This is a genomic window from Belnapia sp. (genome assembly GCF_059504005.1).
On sequence record NZ_JCACHU010000140.1, the window covers coordinates 44,436 to 61,573 of the forward strand.

At 72.4% G+C, this 17,138-nt stretch carries 20 protein-coding genes and 1 tRNA gene; 8 read left to right on the forward strand and 13 right to left on the reverse strand.

Features of this window, described 5'->3' with window-relative positions:
* The first annotated feature begins 52 nt into the window (after positions 1-52).
* Positions 53-128 (forward strand) — tRNA-Lys (locus AC5JJ1_RS19710).
* A gap of 453 nt (positions 129-581) precedes the next feature.
* On the forward strand, positions 582-758 hold the full coding sequence (locus AC5JJ1_RS19715; RefSeq protein ID WP_495786817.1) for a hypothetical protein: 177 nt from the start codon (positions 582-584) through the stop codon (positions 756-758).
* A 237-nt stretch (positions 759-995) separates the two neighbouring features.
* Here AC5JJ1_RS19715 and AC5JJ1_RS19720 read toward each other — a convergent pair whose 3' ends face one another.
* Complete coding sequence (locus AC5JJ1_RS19720; protein WP_495786818.1) at positions 996-1,583, reverse strand: alpha/beta fold hydrolase; 588 nt, start codon at positions 1,581-1,583, stop codon at positions 996-998.
* Between AC5JJ1_RS19720 and AC5JJ1_RS19725 the strand changes: the two genes are divergently transcribed.
* The gene (locus AC5JJ1_RS19725; protein WP_495786819.1) at positions 1,515-2,051 is read left to right on the forward strand and encodes a LysR substrate-binding domain-containing protein; all 537 of its coding nucleotides are present in this window, start codon (positions 1,515-1,517) and stop codon (positions 2,049-2,051) included. The genes AC5JJ1_RS19720 and AC5JJ1_RS19725 overlap by 69 nt on opposite strands.
* Before the next feature lie 12 nt (positions 2,052-2,063).
* On the opposite strand, the gene AC5JJ1_RS19730 is transcribed toward AC5JJ1_RS19725, so the two are convergent.
* Genes AC5JJ1_RS19730 through AC5JJ1_RS19745 form a run of 4 tightly spaced genes read right to left on the reverse strand, consistent with a single transcriptional unit; the run spans position 2,064 to position 5,013 of the window.
* On the reverse strand, positions 2,064-3,026 hold the full coding sequence (locus AC5JJ1_RS19730) for a Bug family tripartite tricarboxylate transporter substrate binding protein (protein ID WP_495786820.1): 963 nt from the start codon (positions 3,024-3,026) through the stop codon (positions 2,064-2,066).
* A complete protein-coding gene (locus AC5JJ1_RS19735; RefSeq protein WP_495786821.1) occupies positions 3,023-4,390 on the reverse strand; it encodes an acetyl-CoA carboxylase biotin carboxylase subunit in 1,368 nt (455 codons plus the stop codon). Before AC5JJ1_RS19735 ends, AC5JJ1_RS19730 begins: the two co-directional genes overlap by 4 nt.
* A gap of 1 nt (position 4,391) precedes the next feature.
* Positions 4,392-4,613, reverse strand: coding sequence for a biotin/lipoyl-binding carrier protein (locus AC5JJ1_RS19740; protein ID WP_495786822.1), 222 nt, complete (start codon positions 4,611-4,613; stop codon positions 4,392-4,394).
* Between the two features lie 40 nt (positions 4,614-4,653).
* Positions 4,654-5,013 (reverse strand): DUF427 domain-containing protein, encoded by a 360-nt coding sequence (locus tag AC5JJ1_RS19745; RefSeq protein ID WP_495786823.1) that lies wholly within the window; start codon positions 5,011-5,013, stop codon positions 4,654-4,656.
* Positions 5,014-5,239: 226 nt separating this feature from the next.
* Here AC5JJ1_RS19745 and AC5JJ1_RS19750 point away from each other — a divergent pair, with 226 nt between their 5' ends.
* Positions 5,240-5,851, forward strand: coding sequence for an isochorismatase family protein (locus AC5JJ1_RS19750; RefSeq protein ID WP_495786824.1), 612 nt, complete (start codon positions 5,240-5,242; stop codon positions 5,849-5,851).
* A gap of 31 nt (positions 5,852-5,882) precedes the next feature.
* On the opposite strand, the gene dut is transcribed toward AC5JJ1_RS19750, so the two are convergent.
* Positions 5,883-6,350: a dUTP diphosphatase gene (dut, locus tag AC5JJ1_RS19755; RefSeq protein WP_495786825.1), complete on the reverse strand. Its 468-nt coding sequence runs from the start codon at positions 6,348-6,350 to the stop codon at positions 5,883-5,885.
* Positions 6,351-6,478: 128 nt separating this feature from the next.
* On the opposite strand from dut, the gene AC5JJ1_RS19760 reads away from it, so the two are divergent.
* Both AC5JJ1_RS19760 and AC5JJ1_RS19765 read left to right on the forward strand, forming a co-directional pair.
* On the forward strand, positions 6,479-6,940 hold the full coding sequence (locus tag AC5JJ1_RS19760; RefSeq protein WP_495786826.1) for an Hpt domain-containing protein: 462 nt from the start codon (positions 6,479-6,481) through the stop codon (positions 6,938-6,940).
* Positions 6,937-8,361: a sigma-54-dependent transcriptional regulator gene (locus AC5JJ1_RS19765; protein ID WP_495786827.1), complete on the forward strand. Its 1,425-nt coding sequence runs from the start codon at positions 6,937-6,939 to the stop codon at positions 8,359-8,361. The genes AC5JJ1_RS19760 and AC5JJ1_RS19765 overlap by 4 nt, the downstream gene beginning before the upstream one ends.
* A gap of 2 nt (positions 8,362-8,363) precedes the next feature.
* Here AC5JJ1_RS19765 and AC5JJ1_RS19770 read toward each other — a convergent pair whose 3' ends face one another.
* Positions 8,364-9,236, reverse strand: a complete 873-nt coding sequence (locus tag AC5JJ1_RS19770; RefSeq protein ID WP_495786828.1) for a LysR substrate-binding domain-containing protein — start codon at positions 9,234-9,236, stop codon at positions 8,364-8,366.
* A gap of 107 nt (positions 9,237-9,343) precedes the next feature.
* On the opposite strand from AC5JJ1_RS19770, the gene AC5JJ1_RS19775 reads away from it, so the two are divergent.
* A complete protein-coding gene (locus AC5JJ1_RS19775; protein ID WP_495786829.1) occupies positions 9,344-9,964 on the forward strand; it encodes a pyridoxamine 5'-phosphate oxidase family protein in 621 nt (206 codons plus the stop codon).
* A gap of 4 nt (positions 9,965-9,968) precedes the next feature.
* Here AC5JJ1_RS19775 and AC5JJ1_RS19780 read toward each other — a convergent pair whose 3' ends face one another.
* From AC5JJ1_RS19780 to AC5JJ1_RS19790, 3 genes are all read right to left on the reverse strand, one after another.
* Positions 9,969-10,958, reverse strand: coding sequence for an MORN repeat-containing protein (locus tag AC5JJ1_RS19780; protein ID WP_495786830.1), 990 nt, complete (start codon positions 10,956-10,958; stop codon positions 9,969-9,971).
* Positions 10,955-12,754, reverse strand: coding sequence for a serine/threonine-protein kinase (locus AC5JJ1_RS19785; protein WP_495786831.1), 1,800 nt, complete (start codon positions 12,752-12,754; stop codon positions 10,955-10,957). Before AC5JJ1_RS19785 ends, AC5JJ1_RS19780 begins: the two co-directional genes overlap by 4 nt.
* Before the next feature lie 193 nt (positions 12,755-12,947).
* The gene (locus AC5JJ1_RS19790; RefSeq protein ID WP_495786832.1) at positions 12,948-13,133 is read right to left on the reverse strand and encodes a hypothetical protein; all 186 of its coding nucleotides are present in this window, start codon (positions 13,131-13,133) and stop codon (positions 12,948-12,950) included.
* On the opposite strand from AC5JJ1_RS19790, the gene AC5JJ1_RS19795 reads away from it, so the two are divergent.
* On the forward strand, positions 13,132-14,178 hold the full coding sequence (locus AC5JJ1_RS19795; RefSeq protein ID WP_495786833.1) for a glycosyltransferase: 1,047 nt from the start codon (positions 13,132-13,134) through the stop codon (positions 14,176-14,178). The genes AC5JJ1_RS19790 and AC5JJ1_RS19795 overlap by 2 nt on opposite strands.
* A gap of 6 nt (positions 14,179-14,184) precedes the next feature.
* Here AC5JJ1_RS19795 and AC5JJ1_RS19800 read toward each other — a convergent pair whose 3' ends face one another.
* Genes AC5JJ1_RS19800 through AC5JJ1_RS19810 form a run of 3 tightly spaced genes read right to left on the reverse strand, consistent with a single transcriptional unit; the run spans position 14,185 to position 17,136 of the window.
* Positions 14,185-15,276, reverse strand: coding sequence for a glycosyltransferase family 2 protein (locus AC5JJ1_RS19800; protein ID WP_495786834.1), 1,092 nt, complete (start codon positions 15,274-15,276; stop codon positions 14,185-14,187).
* Entirely contained in the window at positions 15,263-15,967 is a 705-nt protein-coding gene (locus tag AC5JJ1_RS19805) for a GNAT family N-acetyltransferase (protein ID WP_495786835.1), read from the reverse strand. The genes AC5JJ1_RS19800 and AC5JJ1_RS19805 overlap by 14 nt, the downstream gene beginning before the upstream one ends.
* Positions 15,967-17,136, reverse strand: a complete 1,170-nt coding sequence (locus tag AC5JJ1_RS19810) for an acyltransferase family protein (protein WP_495786836.1) — start codon at positions 17,134-17,136, stop codon at positions 15,967-15,969. Before AC5JJ1_RS19810 ends, AC5JJ1_RS19805 begins: the two co-directional genes overlap by 1 nt.
* Between the last annotated feature and the right edge of the window lie 2 nt (positions 17,137-17,138).

Below are 17,138 nucleotides of genomic sequence, written 5' to 3' on the forward strand. Positions count from 1 at the left end.
CGGATAGGGGCTGGACAAAGCCGCGGCGAGCGTTAGAAACCGCCTCCCGGTGGGGCGCCTAGCTCAGTTGGTAGAGCAGCTGACTCTTAATCAGCGGGTCATAGGTTCGAATCCTATGGCGCCCACCATTCCCATTCTGCTTGGCAGCCCGAGATCCGGCGTCATTCGCCGGGTCGATAACGGCTATTGCTCCTCCGTCTTGGACCGAGGACGAGCCTCGCCTCATCCTATGCACATCGGGGCCCGCTGCGTCGGGCCGGAGCGGCAGAGGAGGTTGAGCTGTGAGGCATGGCGGCATCATCTGCACATTGCTCGCGGCTGGCGTGGCGGTGTTGTCCTCGAGCCTGGTCCCGGAACCCGCCAACCGCGATGAGGCGGCCCGGCTCGGCCAGTTCGAGCAGAGCCTTGCCGCGTCCGCTGACGGGGGCGACGCCATCCTGCAGGGTGCCGAGGCTTGGCTCCAAGCCGTAGGGCGAGGGCTAAGGCGCTAGGCTGATCTCTTTTAAGTCAATAAGATGTGCCAAATTCTTCTGGATGAATGAGATCATCGGGCGCTATTATGCTGCATTGCAGCAAAGCGGATGATGATGACGAGCGAAACCGTCTTTCCCGGTACGCAAATCGCGCCGACCGACATGCGGGAGCGCAAGCGTGCTCCGGCCGATGATGCCATTCGGGCTGAGCGGGTCTTCCTGGTGACGGTCGGCCTCGTCGCCGGCCTTGAGGTCGGCCTGGCTGCCCTCTGGCTGATCCGGTGACGGCTGTCCGGCTGCGGCGGCGGACCGGATGGGCGAAGCCATGGTGACCGCCTCCGCCATGCCATGTGCCGAGTTCCGGTGAAGGTTGCCTACCCGGCTTCGCGGCCATGAGTTGGCGGGGCCTGGGGCCCCGGCCGGGATGGTGGCGCCGGTCCGCGACCGGCTCCGCCGCTTCAGCCTAAGGTCAGCGCCGCTCGAGGTCGCTGATCCTGCCCGCTTCGTCCGGACCGAGCCCCGCTACCCGGCAAGGTTGCGCGCCAGGAAGTCGCGCATCAGCCGGGCGATCTCGGCGCCGTGCGTCTCCAGCGCGAAATGCCCGGTGTCGAGCATGTGGATCTCCGCCTTGGGCAGGTCGCGCCGGTAGGGCTCGGCGCCGGCGGCGACGAAGATCGCGTCGTTCTGGCCCCAGACCACCAGGGTCGGCGGCTGGTAGCGGCGGAAATAGGCCTGCCATTCCGGGCAGAGCGGCAGGTTGGTGCGGTAGTCGTAGAACAGGTCGAGCTGGATCTCCTGGTTGCCCGGGCGGTCGAGCAGCGCCTGGTCGACGAGCGCCGCATCGGGGTCGACCAGCGACAGGTCCGGCACGCCGTTGCTGTACTGCCATTGCGTCGCCTTGGGCGAGGTCAGCCAGCGGATCGCCTCGCGCTCCGGGGCCGCGCCGGTGGCCCAGTAGGCCTTGATCGGGTCCCAGAACTCGGCGATCCCCTCCTCATAGGCATTGCCGTTCTGGACGATCAGCGCCGTCACCCGCTCCGGATGCGCGGTCGCCAGACGGAAGCCGACCGGCGCGCCGTAATCATCGACCTCGCGCTGCGCATCGGCCATCTGGAGGATAGCGGGCTGATCGCCATCAGGCCCGGCCAGGTCCACCGGGTGATCTGCGCCAGCCCGGCCTATCTCGCCCAGCGCGGCTGGCCGGCGGCGCCGGGGGAGCTGCCCGGGCATGACGGCATCAGCTTCCGCAATTTCCCGACCTCGCCGGAATGGCGCTACCGGGCCGACAACCCGGCGCTCGAGGTCGAGCCCCGGTCGCGGCTGGCAGTGAACACGACGGAGGCGGCGATCGACGCGGCGCTGGACGGGCTCGGGCTGGTGCGGCTGCTCTCCTACCAGGTGGCGGAGGAACTGCGGGAGGGCAGGCTGGTGGCGGTGCTCGAGGAGTTCGCCCCGGCCCCGATCCCGGTGCAGCTCGTCCATGCCGGGCATCGGCTGGCGCCGGCCAAGCTCCGGGCCTTCCTCAACTGGGCGACGCCGCGGCTGCGGGCGCGGCTCGCCGCGATCGAGGGCGGCTGACGCGGCCTGCCGCTACTCGGCGCGGATGCCGCTCGCGCGGATGGTCTCGCCCCAGGCCTGCCGGTCACGGGCGATGGTGCGGGCGAAGGCCTCCGGCCCCTCGAAGCCGGGGGCGATGCCGTTGTCGAGCAGGCGCCGGCGCAAGGCCGGATCCTCAAGGCCGGTGCGGATGGCCTCCGCCCAGCGCCCCACCGCCTCGGGCGGCATGCCGCGCGGGCCGCAGATGCCGAACCAGCCGATCACCTCGAGCCCGGGGACGATGCGGGGCAGGCGCGGCGCATCCGGGAAGTCCGGCCAGCCCGCCTCGTCGGCCAGCGCCAGCAGGCGAAGCTCGCCGCCCTGCACCTGGCGGATGACGTCGCCGAGATTGGTGATGAGCAGGTCGATCCGTCCGGTGATGAGGTCAAGTGCCGCCGGCGCCGCGCCGCGATAGGAGACATGGACGATGTCCACCCCGGCCATGCCTTTCAGCCGCTCGGCCGAGAGGTGCTGCGCCGTGCCGGTGCCGGCGCTGCCATAGCTGAGCGCGCCGGGCCGGGCGCGGGCGGCCTCCAGCAGCGCCTCGAGGCTGCGATGGGGGCCCCGGGCCCCTGTCACCACGGCGTAGCTCGAGCGGGCGACATTCGCCACCGGCACCAGATCCTGCGCGACATCGATCGGGATGTGCAGGCCCGGCACTTCCGGACTGATCGTCATGTTGCCCATCGGGCATTGCAGCACGGTGGAGCCGTCGGCCGGGCCGCGGGCCACGGCCTCGGCGGCGATGAAGCCGTTGGCGCCGGTGCGGTTCTCCACCACCGGGCGCTGGCCGAGCGGGCCGGCGACCGCCTCGGCGGTGACGCGGGCGACGATGTCGGAGGTGCCGCCGGGGGCGTAGCCGGCGATGATGCGCAAGGGTCGGTCGGCCGGCTGCGCCAGGGCCGGGGCCGCCAGCAGCGCGGCGGCGAGCAGCAGGGGCCGGAAGCCTCTCGTCATGCCTGTGATCCTTCCTGGCGGCGGAAGCCCTCGAGGAAATGCGTGTCGACCGCGCCGGCCTGCATCGCCTCGCTGCGCAGGGCGCGGGCGAGGAAGGCGGCATTGGTGCGGATGCCCTCCGCCCGGACGGCATCGAGGGCGGTCGCGAGGCGGGCCAGCGCCTCGGCGCGGCTCGGCGCATGGGCGATGAGCTTGGCGATCAGCGGGTCGTAGTGGGGCGTCAGCACGTCGCCGCTGCGGAAGCCGGCATCGATGCGGAGGCCGGGCGCGGGCTCCGGCAGGTCGAGCCGCGTGATGGTGCCGGGCGAGGGGAGGAAGTTGCGTGCCGGGTCCTCGGCGCAGAGCCGCGCCTCGACGGCATGGCCGGCAAGGGGCGGCGCGGCGGCGGGCAGGCGCTCTCCGGCGGCGATGCGGAGCTGCCATTCGACGAGGTCGAGGCCGGTGACCATCTCCGTCACCGGGTGCTCGACTTGGAGGCGGGTGTTCATCTCGATGAACCAGATGCGCTCGGCCGCGAGCGGGCCTTCGGCATCGGCGACGAATTCGACGGTGCCGGCGCCGACATAGCCGACGGCGCGGGCGAGGGCGATGGCGCGGCGGCCGAGCTCCTCCCGCAGCGCCGGGGTGACGCCGGGGGCTGGGCATTCCTCGATCAGCTTCTGGTTGCGGCGCTGCAGGGAGCAGTCCCGCTCGCCGAGATGCAGCACGGTGCCGTGCGCATCGGCGAAGACCTGCACCTCGATGTGGCGGGCGCGGGCGACGAACTTCTCGACCAGGACCCGGTCGTCGCCGAAGGCGGCCGCCTCGCGCCGGGCGGCGGCCAATGCGGTGGGGAAGGCTTCCGCGCTGTCGGCCCGGCGCATGCCGCGGCCGCCGCCGCCGGCGACCGCCTTGATCATCACCGGAAAGCCGATGCGCGCCGCTTCCGTGGCAAGGCGCCCGGGCGACTGGTCGGCGCCGTCATCGCCGGGGATGGCGGGAACGCCCGCCTGGCGCGCCACCGCCTTGGCCGCGGCCTTGCCGCCCATGGCGCGGATCGCCGCCTCCGGCGGGCCGATGAAGGTGAGGCCGGCCTCGGCGCAGGCGCGGGCGAAGCCGGCATTCTCGCTGAGGAAGCCATAGCCCGGATGCACCATGCGCGCGCCGCTGCGCCGTGCGGCGTCGATGATCGCCGGGATGGAGAGGTAGCTGTCGCGCGGCGGCGCGGGGCCGATGCGCTCGGCGGCATCGGCGGCGGCGACATGCATCGCGCCGGCATCCGCGTCGGAGTAGACGGCGATGCTGCGCAGGCCGAGGCGGCGGCAGGTGGCGGCGATGCGGCAGGCGATCTCGCCCCGGTTGGCGATCAGGACCGGGCCCTGCACCTCAGGCGTCGAGCAGCAGGACGACCTGGCCCTCCTGCACCTGGTCGCCCTCGGCGACGAGGATCGACGTCACCGTGCCGGCGCGCGGGGACTCGACCGGGATTTCCATCTTCATCGATTCGAGGATCATCAGCACGTCGCCCTCCGCGACCTGCTGGCCGGGCGTTGCCTCGATCTTCCAGACGGCGGCGGTGAGTTCGACGGGCACGCCGAGTTCGGCCATGGATGTCCTCCCGAAGTCGCTTTGGGGAGGGGAGCATAGCCTAGCCGATCTCGATCGCGTCCACCCGGTCCGGGTAGAAGGCAAGGTGATCCTTGATCGCGGCCGTGGCCGGGTAGGGGTCCTCGTAGCTCCAGACCGCGTTCTCGGCCTGCCGGCCGCCGGCGGCGATGCTGTAGTAGCTGGCATCGCCCTTGTACGGACAATGGGTGCTGCGCGGCGTGCGGGCGAGCAGCGCCATCGCCGCATCCTCGCGCGGGATGTACTGCACGGCGGGGTAGCTGGCTTCCCGGAGGGTCAGCGCCCGCGTCGTCTCCGCCACCACCTGGCCGTTGAAGAGGACGCGCACGCGCTGCGGCGTCGGCGTGATGGTGATGGGATGGTCCGGTCCTGGCAGCTTCACGGCAGTGCTCCTCGGCGGCGGCAGGGATATCGACGGCATGGGAGCGGATTCCAAGCCCCGGTCGAGGGGCCGTGCCCGGCGGACCGGTCCCGGCGGAGCGAGGAGCCGCTCCGTTGGAAGCCGCTTGCCGGCACGAGGCTGACGGCGGCGCGCTGGCTGGCGGCGACGGCATTCCCCCAGGGTATTCTTCCATGCTGCAATTGGCATGGGACGGGGAGCAGGCCGCATGAGCGGGGAGCTGGAGATCTTCAGGCGGCAGGGCTTCGCCAACCCGCTCGGGCTCGGCCAGGCGCCGGCGCTGGTGATCGTCGATTTCGTGCTCGGCTTCACCGACCCGGCACAATTCGGCGGCGGCACTATAGGGCCCGCCGTCGCGCGGACGGTGCCGCTGCTGGCGCATGCCCGCAGGCGCGGCTGGCCGGTGGCGCATACCCGGGTCGTCTATGCCGAGGACGGCTCCGACGCCGGCATGCTGGCGACCAAGGTGCCGAGCCTGCGCCGCCTCACCGAGCAGGCACCCGCCGGGCAGATCGTGCCGGAGCTGGCGCCGGCGGCGGGTGAGCTCCTTGTCCGCAAGCGGCAGGCCTCGGCCTTCTTCGGCACCGAGCTGGCGGGGTGGCTGGCGATGCGGCGGGTGGATACGGTGCTGGTCGCGGGCTGCACCACCTCGGGCTGCGTGCGGGCGACGGTGGTGGACGCGTGCAGCCACAATTTCCGCACGGTCGTCGTCACCGATTGCGTCGGCGACCGCGCCGTGGCGCCGCACGAGGCGAGCCTCTTCGACATGGGCCAGAAATATGCCGACCTGATGCCGGCGGAGGCGCTGCTGGCGGTGTAGCGCGCCGGCCGCGGGCGGGGACGCCCGGGCCTCAGCCGGTCGAGCCGAAGCCGCCGGCGCCGCGGGCGGATTCCGCTGAGAACTCCTCCACCACCGCGAAGTCCGGGCGGAGGATCGGGACGAAGACCATCTGCGCGAAGCGCTCGCCCGGGGCGATGGTGATGGCCTCGCTGCCCGGCGGGTTGCGGTTCCAGGCGCTGACCAGGATCGGGCCTGTGTAGTCGGCATCGATCAGCCCGACGAGGTTGCCGAGCACCAGCCCCTTCCTGTGCCCGAGGCCGGAGCGGGGCAGCACCAGCGCCGCCATGCCGCTATCGGCCATGTGCAGGGCGATGCCGCTGGAGATCAGCGCCGGCGGGGCGCCCGGCGGCAGCTCCAGCGGCGCGTCGAGGCAGGCATGGAGGTCGACCGCGGCGGCCTGGCCGGTCTGGTAGCGGGGCAGGCCCCATTGGCGCAGCCGCTCGTCCAGCAGCTTCAGCTCGATCACCGCCGTGCCCATGCCCGCCTTCCCCCGCCGAGACCCGGGGTGATAAGGCAAAGCCCTGGCCGGCGGAATGCCCGGGAGCGACGAGGCGGGCGGCCCGCCCCGCGGCTTGCGGGGACCAAACCAGCCGGCGTCGCTGTGGGATGGGCTTCCGGTCCCGCGCCATCTCCTTTTCGGGACGCGGCGCCGGGAAACAGAGTGCTGCAGGCGTGTTCATTCTTCCATTGACACAAAATCCGCGAAATGTGACACGCGCGGTCGTGAGTGCGATCGATCCCCTGATCGCCGAGCAGTTGGCCCTGGATCTTCCCCCGGCCGATTTCCGGCGCATCATCGAGACCTTCGAGGATGACCTGGGCCGGCTGGCGCGGCAGCTGGAAGCGGCTGCCATCGCCGGGAATTGGGATGGCTACCAGCGCGCCGCCCACAGCCTGGCAGGGGCGGCGGCGGCGGTCGGTGCGGTCCTGCTGGAGCAGGCCGCGCGCGTCGCCATGGACCCGCGCTCGCCGCATCCGCCGGCCGTGGTGGTGCCTGTGATCCGGGACCGGGCGCAGGCGGCCCTGCGGGAGCTGTCGGCCCTCGTGGCGCGCGCCGGCATCCGATGAGCGGCGCCGGGCGCGTGCTTCTGGTCGAGGACACGCCCACCCAGGCGGAGGTCGCGAGGTCCCACCTCAGGGATCTCGGCCATGAGATCCGCACCGTCGAGACCGCGGCCGAGGCGCTGGCCCAGGCCCGCGCCTGGGACCCGGATGCGATCCTGCTCGACCTCGAGCTGCCGGACTTCTCCGGCCTCGAGGTGCTGAGGACGCTGCGGGCCGAGGGGTTCGAGGCCGCCGTCATCGTCATCACCGCCAATGCCTCGATGAACACCGCGGTCGAGGTGATGCGGGCCGGTGCCACGGACTTCCTGCCGAAGCCCTACCCGAAAGCGAAGCTCGTCTTCACGCTGCAGAACGCGATGGAAAAGCGCGCCCTCGTCATCGAGAAGCGGGCGCTGGAGAGCGAGCTGCAGGCGGCCCGGGCGCTCGCGGCGCGGCAGGGCTTCATGGGCTTCATCGGCGCCTCGCCGGCGATGCAGGCGGTCTACCGCACCATCGAGAGCGTTGCCTCCAGCCGGGCGAACATCTTCATCACCGGCGAGAGCGGCACGGGCAAGGAGCTGGCGGCGGAGGCGGTGCACAGGGCCTCGCCCCGCGCCGGGCGGCCCTTCGTCGCGCTGAACTGCGGCGCCATCCCGCGCGACCTGCTGGAGAGCGAGATCTTCGGCCATGTGAAGGGTGCCTTCACCGGGGCGACGGAGAGCCGCGCCGGCGCCGCCAAGCAGGCCGATGGCGGCACGCTCTTCCTCGACGAGATCGGGGAGATGCCGCTCGAGATGCAGGTCAAGCTGCTGCGCTTCGTCCAGACCGGCAGCTTCCAGCCGGTCGGCGGCTCCCGCGCGGAGAAGGTGGATGTGCGCTTCGTCTGCGCCACCAACCGCGACCCGCTGGCCGAGGTGGAGGCGGGGCGGTTCCGCGAGGACCTCTACTACCGGCTCTATGTCGTGCCGATCGAGCTGCCGCCGCTGCGCAGCCGCGGGGCGGATGCGCTGCTGATCGCCCGCGCCTTCCTCGCCCAGTTCCGGCGGGAGGAGCGCAAGCGCTTCCGCCGCTTCTCGCCCGAGGCGGAGGCGGCGATCCTCGGCTATCCCTGGCCGGGCAATGTGCGGCAGCTGCAGAATGTCGTCCGCAACGTCGTCGTGCTGCATGAGGGCGAGCAGGTGGAGGCGGCGATGCTACCGGCGCCCCTGCTGCGCGCGGCGCCGCGGGGGGCGGAGCCTGTTCCCGTGGCGGAGACGGCACCAGCCGCCGCGCCGCCTGCGGTCGAGGTCATGCCGCTGGCCGAGATGGAGCGGCGGCTGATCCTCGCCGCGCTGGAGCAGACCGGGCAGGACGTGCCGCGCGCCGCCTTGCTGCTGGAGATCAACCCCTCGACCATCTACCGCAAGCTCCAGGCCTGGCGGGGGCCGAAGCGGGCGGCGGGCTGAGCTCAGCCCAGCGTCCCGCGCAGCCAGTCGAGGAAGGCGCGGGCGGGAGGCGAGCCGGCGCGGGGCGAGGTCGGCAGGGCGGCCAGGCCTTCGGGGAAGGGGACGAAGCCGCAGGGGGCGCGCAGGCGGCCGGAGGCCAGCTCCTCCCGCACCAGGCGCTGCTCGACCAGGGCGAGGCCGATCCCGGCCAGCCCCGCCTCGATGCAGAGATGGGTGTGCGGGAAGCGCAGCTCATCCGGGCAGTCCAGGATGCGGCCGGCGCGCTCCGCCCAGGCCGGCCAGGCGCGGTCGATATGCTCATGGGCGATGCGGGTGGCGGCGGCGAGGCGGCCCGCGCTGGCCTCCACCGGATAGTCCGGCGCACAGACCGGGCCGAAGGCGATGGGCCCGAGCGGGATGGCGCGGGCCTGCTCGGCGGGCGGGTAATGACCGCGGTTCCAGGCGATCACCAGGTCGGCCCCCTCGTGGCGAAGAGCGCGGGCGGTGGTCATCGACAGGCGGAGGCGCAGCGCCGGCTGCGCGCGGTAGAAGCCCGGCAGGCGCGGCACCAGCCAGCGCATGGCGAAGCTGGCGCTGCAGGCGACATGCAGGGAGGGGCCGCCGGCCGCCTCGCGCAGCGCCGCCCAGCCGGCTTCCAGCCCGTCCAGCGCGGCGGCGACGCTGCGGTGCAGCGCCTCGCCCTCGGCATTGAGGCGGAGGCCGGTGCCGGCCTTCTCGAACAGCGGCAGGCCCGCCGCCTCCTGCAAGGCCTGGATCTGCCGGCTGACGGCCCCATGGGTACGGCCCAGCTCCTCCGCGGCGCGGGTGACGGAGCCGAGCCGCGCCGTCGCCTCGAAGGCGCGGAGGGCGGCAAGCGGCGGGAGGCGGCGCGGCATGGGGCATCCCTCCGTGAGTTTCGCTCACCGATCCGGCAGCCGAAATCGATAGCCGCGCGCCGGGCGCGTCGTCTAGCCATGCGCCTGCATCAGGCAGGGAGGCGGGCATGGCGGCCATCACCAGCATCGCGGAGTTGGAGGCGATCTATGGCTCGTTGGACTCGATCGGCGAGGCCTCGACGGCCAAGGTGGCGGACCATGTGACGCCGGCCTATGCCCGCGTCATCGCGGCGGCGCCCTTCCTCGCCCTGGCGACGGTGGGGTCGGAGGGGCTCGACTGCTCGCCGCGCGGGGACCGGCCGGGCTTCGTCCGCATCGCCGATCCGCGGACGCTCCTGCTGCCCGACCGGCGGGGCAACAACCGCATCGACAGCCTGCGCAACGTGGTGCGGGACCCGAGGGTGGGGCTGATGTTCCTCATCCCCGGCAGCGGCAATGCGCTGCGGATCAACGGCACGGCGGAGGTCGAGACGGACCCGGCGCTGCTGGAGAGCTTCGCGGTGGAGGGCAGGGCGCCGCGCTCGGTGCTCGTGATCCGGGTGGGGGAGGTCTATTTCCAATGCGCCCGGGCGATCATCCGCGCCGGGCTGTGGCGGCCGGAGAGCCAGGTCGATCCGCGGAGCCTGCCGACGCCGGGCGCCATCCTCGCCGAGATGAGCGAGGGGCGGGTCGGCGGCGAGGCCTATGACGCGGCCTGGCCGGCGCGGGCGCGCGCGAGCATGTGGTAGGGCCTCAGCAGGAGCCCGGGCCGGCGAGGACGCGGTAGACGCCGCGCTCCGTCGCCAGGCAGCCGCCGGTGATGCGGCCCTCGAAGCGCGTGCCGTCGGGGGCGATGAGGACGCCGGGGCCGCTCGGCAGGTCGTCGACGAACTGGCCGACGAAGCGGGTGCCGTTGGCGTAGGTCTCGGTGCCCTGGCCGTTGCGGCGGTCGCCCCGCCACTCGCCCTCGTAGACGCCGCCGGACCAGGTCATCATGCCACGGCCTTCGCGCTTGTCGTTGCGCCACTCGCCCTGGTAGCGGTCGCCGCTCGGGTAGATCTGCAGGCCGCGGCCGTTGCGGCGGTCGTCGCGCCACTGGCCGGAATAGACGCCGTAGCCGTCCTGCTGTCGGCCCTCGCCGCTGCGGACGCCGTTCACCCACTGGCCGTCATAGTCCGGCCCGCGCGGCCAGGTGCGGACGCCGCGGCCATTCGGCAGGGCGTTGCGGATCTCGCCGCGATAGGTGCTGGCATCGCCGAAGCGGATGAGGCCGGTCTTGGCCTCGCCGGCGGTGAACTCCGCCTCGACCTGGGTGCCGCCGGCCAGGGCGATGGTCGCGGGACCTTCCAGCTTGCCGTCCTTGAACTGGCCCTGGGTGAGGCTGACCACCGCCTCGCCCTTCCGCCGCAGCACCTCGCCCGTGCCGCTGGCGGCGCCGTTGCGGCAGGAGCCGGACCATTCGAGGCTCTCGCCCGGCTGGAGGTCGGGCGCCCAGATGCCGCAGCGGCCGCGGGCATCGGCCACCAGGCCGCGCGGCGCCTCGGCCGGGGCCGCGGGCGGCACGGGGATGACGGCGTCCTCACGCGGCGGCGCCGGCCGCGGGCGGGCGGGCGGGCGCGGAGCGGGCGCGACGGGGCGGGCGCTGGCGGGCGGCGGCGGGGCCGGCGCATCGTCCTCGAAGGTGACGGCGGCCCAGGCGGGCCAGGCGAGCAGCAGCAGGGCCGGCAGGAGGAGGGGCTTCATGGGCCGGGCACCGTCCGCAGCAGCACCACCCGCACTGCGACGCGGCCGGCCTCCTGGGCGTCGCGCAGGGCGCCGGCCAGGGCGATGTTGAAGTCCCCGAGCGGCTCGGGGCGCCGGCGCTGCTGGAAGAGCGGCGCCTCGGAGGCGACGACGACCAGCATGTCGATCCCGAAGGGCGCTCGCGCCGCGAAGCGGACGCCGTCGCCGAAGTTGATGCTGCTGCCCGGCGGCTGGGCCGTGCCGCCGGGCATGACGTGCCCGACCTCGCCTGCCTCGCTCACATAGGCCACATGCATCCGTGCCGGCCAGGTCGGGGTGGTGAGGCTGAAGCGCAGCCCCTGGCCCTCGCGCAGCGGGTTGTTGGCGAAGGCGAGGCTCGGCGCCTCCTCGCCCAGGGCCGCGAAGGGGCGGACGATGTCGAGCGTCTCGCAATAGGGCCCGTCGAAGCCGTCGAGCGTGACCCGCGTGGCGCCGGGCGGCAGGTTGGCCGCGGCAAGGTTGCGGCGCATCGCCTCGGCGACGGCGGTGCTGGCGAGGCCGGTGACGGAGAGGCCCTGGCTGCCGGACTGGGTGACCTGGACCAGGCTGCACGGCATGGCCCGGAGCGAGGCGGCGACGCTCGCGGCGTCCGGCGCCGGCGGCGGGACCGGGCGTGGCGCCGCCGGCACGGGCGGCGGGGCGGGGGCGGGGACGGCGGTGGGCTGCACCGGCGGCTGCGCCGGGGACGGCGGCGCGGCGGCGCTCTGCTGCGGCGGATTGGCGGAGCGGGTGCCGCCCAGCATGAGGCTGCCCGTCACGAGCAGCGCGACCACCACCGCGCCGCCAGCGATGGCCGGCAGCAGCAGGCGCCGGCTCCGCGGCGGCTCCCGCAGCAGGGGCCGGGGCGGCGGGCGAACGACCGTGCCGTCATCCAACGGCTCCAGCGGCCGGCGGAAGGGCGAGGCCGCGGCGGAGCCGGGCGCCCCCATGGCGGCCGCCACCTCCTGCAGCGCCGCGGCGAATTCGGCGGCGGAGGCGAAGCGGTCCTCCGGCGCCTTCGCCATGGCGCGGGCGACGACGGCATCGAGCGCCGGCGTGCCGGTCGGCGGCACGCCGATGCGCGATGGCGGCACCGGGTCGGTGTTCAGCACCTTCTGCATGATGGAGGTGATGCCGCCGGCGAAGGGCTTCTCGCCCGAGAGCAGCTGGTACAGCACCACCCCGGCGGCCCAGAGGTCGGCGCGCTGGTCGACGGTCTCGCCGCGCAGCTGCTCGGGCGCCATGTAGGCCGGCGTACCCATCATCGTGCCGACATGGGTCATCGAGGAGTTCTCGAGCCGGGCGATGCCGAAATCGGCGATCTTCAGCAGGCCCGAGGGCGTCAGCATCAGGTTGGCCGGCTTGATGTCGCGGTGGACGACGCCCCTCGCATGGGAATAGCCGAGGCCATCGAGGAGCTGTGTCATCAGCTGGACGATGCGCGGCAGCGGCAGCCGCCCGCCGGTGTCGAGCAGCGACTTCAGCGAGCCGCCCTCGACCAGCTCCATGATGATCCAGGCCTGCTCGGCGTTCTCGCCGTAGTCGAAGACGGCGACGATGTTCGGATGGTTCAGGCCGCCCGCAGCGCGGGCGCCGCGGCGGAAGCGGGCGATGGCGTCGGCGGTCTCCGCATCCTCGATCGGCGGCAGGTTCACCACCTTCACCGCGACGCGGCGCTCGATCAGCCGGTCGAAGGCGTCGTGGACGACGGTGCCGGCCCCGGTGCCGAGGACGCCGCGCAACTCGTAGCGACCGGCAATGTCGGTCTGCACGTTCATGACGCGACGACGCTGCCGCCGGCCCGAGGGGCGGATCCTGCCATCAGCGCGGCATTACCCAGCATTGCCAGTCACCAGAAGCGGAGAGGCGCGAGCTTGCAGGGAGGACCGAATCCGGGCAAGCGCCCGCCCCGGGCCGGGAGCGATATTGGCCAAGTTGTTACTCATTTCATCCCTCAAATCACCCTCTGGCTTAAATTTCCCGATCCAGTTCGCCCTCGGCGCGCGCGATTTCGTGCTCTCCGCGCAACGTGACATGGGTGTCGTCCGTGTTGGCGAAAAGCAACGGAATCTCACAGCCTCGTCGATTGCGACGGTGGAACAGGCGACGGACATTCCACCTCCGATCAACATCGACGACGAGCGGCAGGCACGCCATGATCCCCCCGGAAAGCCAGTCGGATGCGGTGCTGCAAGGGAACAGCGTGCCCGTCACGGCCTGCATCTGCACCCACAACCGCACCCGTTACCTCCGACCTTGCCTCGAAAGCCTCCGGCACCAGACCGTCGGACTGGATGCCTTCGAGATCGTCGTGGTCGACAGCAACTCCTCGCCCGCCGCGGCGGCGGAGATGCGGCACATCGTCGCCGGGCTGCCGAATGCGCGGCTGGTCCGCCTGGAGGAAACCGGCATCAGCCTGGCCCGCAATTCCGGCGCGCTCGCGGCGCGGGGCGAGTATGTCGCCTATATCGACGACGACGCGCTGGCGGCGCCGGACTGGATCGAGCAGATCATGGCCGTGGTGCAGGAGCAGCCGGTGCGGCCGGCCGTGCTCAGCGGCCGTGCCCTGCCGATCTGGGAGGCGCCGCTGCCCGGCTGGTGGCCGGAGAGCCTGCGCGGCATCCTCACCATCACCGAATGGGAGGGACGCGGCGAGTACCGGACCTCGGAGGTGCCGGCGGGGCTTGGTCCCTACGGCGCCAACCTCATCGTCGAGCGTGCGGCGCTGCTGGCCGCCTCCGGCTTCGCCGAGGATCTCGGCCGGCGCGGCGGCCTGCTGCTCTCCGACGAGGATGTGCATCTCGCCTGGAAGCTGCAGGACAGCGGGCGGTCGGCGCGGCATGACTCGCGCATCACCGTGCATCACTGCATCCAGGCGCAGCGGCTGACGCCGGCCTGGCTGCTGCAACGCCTCTACTGGCAGGGCGCCTCCTCGGTGCTCACGCGGCTGATGCTCGGCCATCCGCGATTGGTCTGGGGCGAGCTGCCGCGGCGGTTGGCGCTGGTGCTGGTGCTGGCGCCGCTGGTCCTGATGCCGGAGGGCAGCAGCACGCTGATCGGCCTGCGCTGGCGCCTTGCCTATGCGCAGGGCTTCGTCCGCATGGCGCTCGGCGAGCTGCTGCTGCGGGCGAACAGGGCCGGGCTCCGGGTCAGGTCCCACGCAATGCCGAAGAATGCGACCGCGCGCGGCGCGATGGGCTGAGGCCGTTCAGCCCGCCGCCGGGGCGAGGGACCTCGCATCGGCACGGGCCTCGGCCCAGGCGGGCGTGTCACGCAGCAGGCCGAGCGCCTGGAGCTGCCCCGGCCCCGCATAACGCAGGCTGCGCGCGCTGTGCAGCGTGAAATCCGGATCACGCTTCAACGCGGCAAGGTAGCGGCGGTACTCGGCCGAACCGTCGTAGTGCACGTTGCGCGCCACCGCATCCAGCACCCGCGCGTGGAAGTCCTGCAGGAATTTGAAATGCAGCAGTACGCCGCTCGGCTGTTCGGCGGCGAGGGTGAGCGGCGCGGTCGTATGGGGCGAACGGAATGCCATCCCCTTGCGCCAGCGCAGCAGGGGCAGCTTGCTGAGGTTGGGCGACCGGCGTGGCGCAAGCCGGGCATACCAGCCGGCGCGGCGCAGCGGCGGCAGGCGCCAGCCGAGATTGAAGAGCTTCTGGTGGAGGAAGCGGGCCGGGCGGGTCGGGATCGCCTCGGGGAAGAAAAGCCGCTCGCGGATGCCGCCATAGGTGGCGATGTAGGGGCAGTCCGGTGCGGGCTCCTGGCGCAGCTGCGGCGGCTCGAACCAAGGGGCGGCATCCAGCAGGTCCTGCTCCGGCCGGTACTGCGTCGCATGCAGCGGCTCGCGCGGGAAAAGGTCGAGCATGACCGTCACCAAGCCTTCGGAGCCGAGCCCGTCGAGATGCGTGCACAGGCGTGGCAGGGCACCGGGCGCCTCGCTGCCGGGGAAGACCAGCATCTCATCGGAGTCGAAGAGCAGCACCCAATGGCCGCCCGCATGGCGGTCCAGCACCGCATTCACCCAGTCGATGCCGAAATTGGCCTCGGCAAAGCCGCCCGGCGCCTCGACGACATGCAGGCGCGAATGCCGGAGCGCGACCTCGCGCGTCGAGTCGGTCGACTGGTTGTCGAAGAGGATGATCGGCCCGACGCCGAGATGCCGCGCGTGCCGGATCGCCGCCCCGAGGCGAAGCGCCTCGTCGCGGGCGATCACGACGCCGATGACCTCGCCCGGACGGGGCGCCGGCGCAGGGCCGATCAGCCTCAGGCCGAAGGGCAGGGCATCGTCAGGCGGTGTCATGCTGGTCCTTCGGGCGCTGCAGCCCCTCGACCGCCTGGCCGGAGGCATCGAAATTGGCATCGCGCAGCCAGTGGGTGATCGCGGCCCGCCGCTCCGGCCACTCATCCTCGAGCAGCGAGTAGTAGGCCGTGTCGCGGCGATGGGCGCGGACGACCATATGCGCGCGCAGCACGCCCTCGAAGCGAAAGCCCAACCGCCCCGCGGCGCGGCGCGAGGCCGTGTTCAGCGTGTTGCACTTCCACGAGACGCGCCGGTAGCCGAGGCGGAAGACGAGGTCGAGTAGAAGGAACATGGCCTCGGTCGCCGCGCGCGTCCGGGCGAGGCCGGGCGGGAACCAGATGTTGCCGAGTTCGATCGCCGCATCCGCCGGGCGGATGTCGAGCAAGGCCAGCCAGCCGGCTGCGGCGGCTGGCCTGCCATCGGCATCGTGCGGCCGCACCGCCCAGACCAGCTCGCCCTTGCTGGCCGCCATGAAGCGCAGATAGCCGGCGAAGGCGGCGCGTTCGGCAAAGGGGCCGAAGGGCAGCCAGCGCCAGCTCTCCGCCGCATCCCGCGCCAGAGGCCAGAGCGCCTCCGCATGCGCCGCGGCCAGGGGCTCCAGCGTGACCGTGGCGCCGGCGATGGGGGCGTGTTCCGGCCGCGAGCGCGGCGCCGGGTCCACCGGCTGGCCGAGCGGATCCGTCTTCTCCATCAGACGAAGCGCCGGCCGCCGGCGAGGAAGGCGTAGAGGGCGGGCGAGAGCCGGAAGACCACCGCTGCGCCGAGCGCCGCGATCGATACCGTGGCGGCGACGCTGGCGGCGTAATGCACGAGCATCCAGGCATCCGTCTCGGCCGGCACCAGGCGCCAGAGCAGGTACTTCACGAAGATGATGATCGGGAAGTGCGCCGCATGCAGGAAGAAGGCGAAGCCGCCGTACCGCGCGAAGAAGCCGCCGAGCCGCGTCGCCGTCAGGCGCAGGCAGAGGCCCCAGCAGGCGGCGACGCCGAGCGGGCGGGCGAGGCGCGTGGCCAGGTCGAGAATGTCCTCGTGCGGCGGCCTGGTCGGGTCGAGCCAGAGCGGCGCCAGCGCCCGCGCGGCCATCAGCAGCGCATAGGCGAGCAGCAGCATCTTCGCATTGCGCCAGGGGATGTCGAGCGGCACTTGGCGCATGCGGGCGAAGCCGCCGAGGAAGAAGAAGAACAGCACGTCGGTGCGGATGAAGATGCCGAAAGTGAGGTCCAGCACCCAGGACGCCCCAAGCACCGCGACGCCCGCCAGCGGCGCATGGCGCAGCACGAGCCAGAGCAGCGGGCTCAGCATGGCCGACAGGAACAGGTCGCGCACGAACCAGAACTGGAAGGCGATCGGCAGGCCCGTGAGGCCGAAGACCGCATCGAGCACGCCGAAGAGGCTGGGCTCCGCGAAGTCGAAGCGGAAATCCCCGAGCAGGCCGGTGGTCGGCGCAATGGCGTAGAGGAGGAATCCGATGGCGATGGTGCCGAGATTCCAGACGATGAGGGGCAGCAGCAGCGAACTGGCGCGGCCGCGCATCCGGCGCCCGATGGTCCGCAGCGGATGGTCGGCGAGGCTGAAGAAGAGCCAGCCCGAGATGGTGCTCAGCAGCGGCACCGCGCTGAAGAAGAACAGCAGGACGAAGCTGTTCACGAAGGTGGCGAAGGGGTGGTGGTCCGGATCGAAGCCGGTGAAGGGCGAGACCCGGCTGTTCGGGAAGGAGAAGTAGTGCAGGAAGACGAGCCCGATGACGAGCACCACCCGCGCGACCTCGATCGTCGTCGGCAGGCTCGCGGGCAGGCTGCGCGCGGCATCGGCCTGCGCAATGGGTCTTCCGGAAGACAGGGCGGACTGGAAGAAAGCCATGG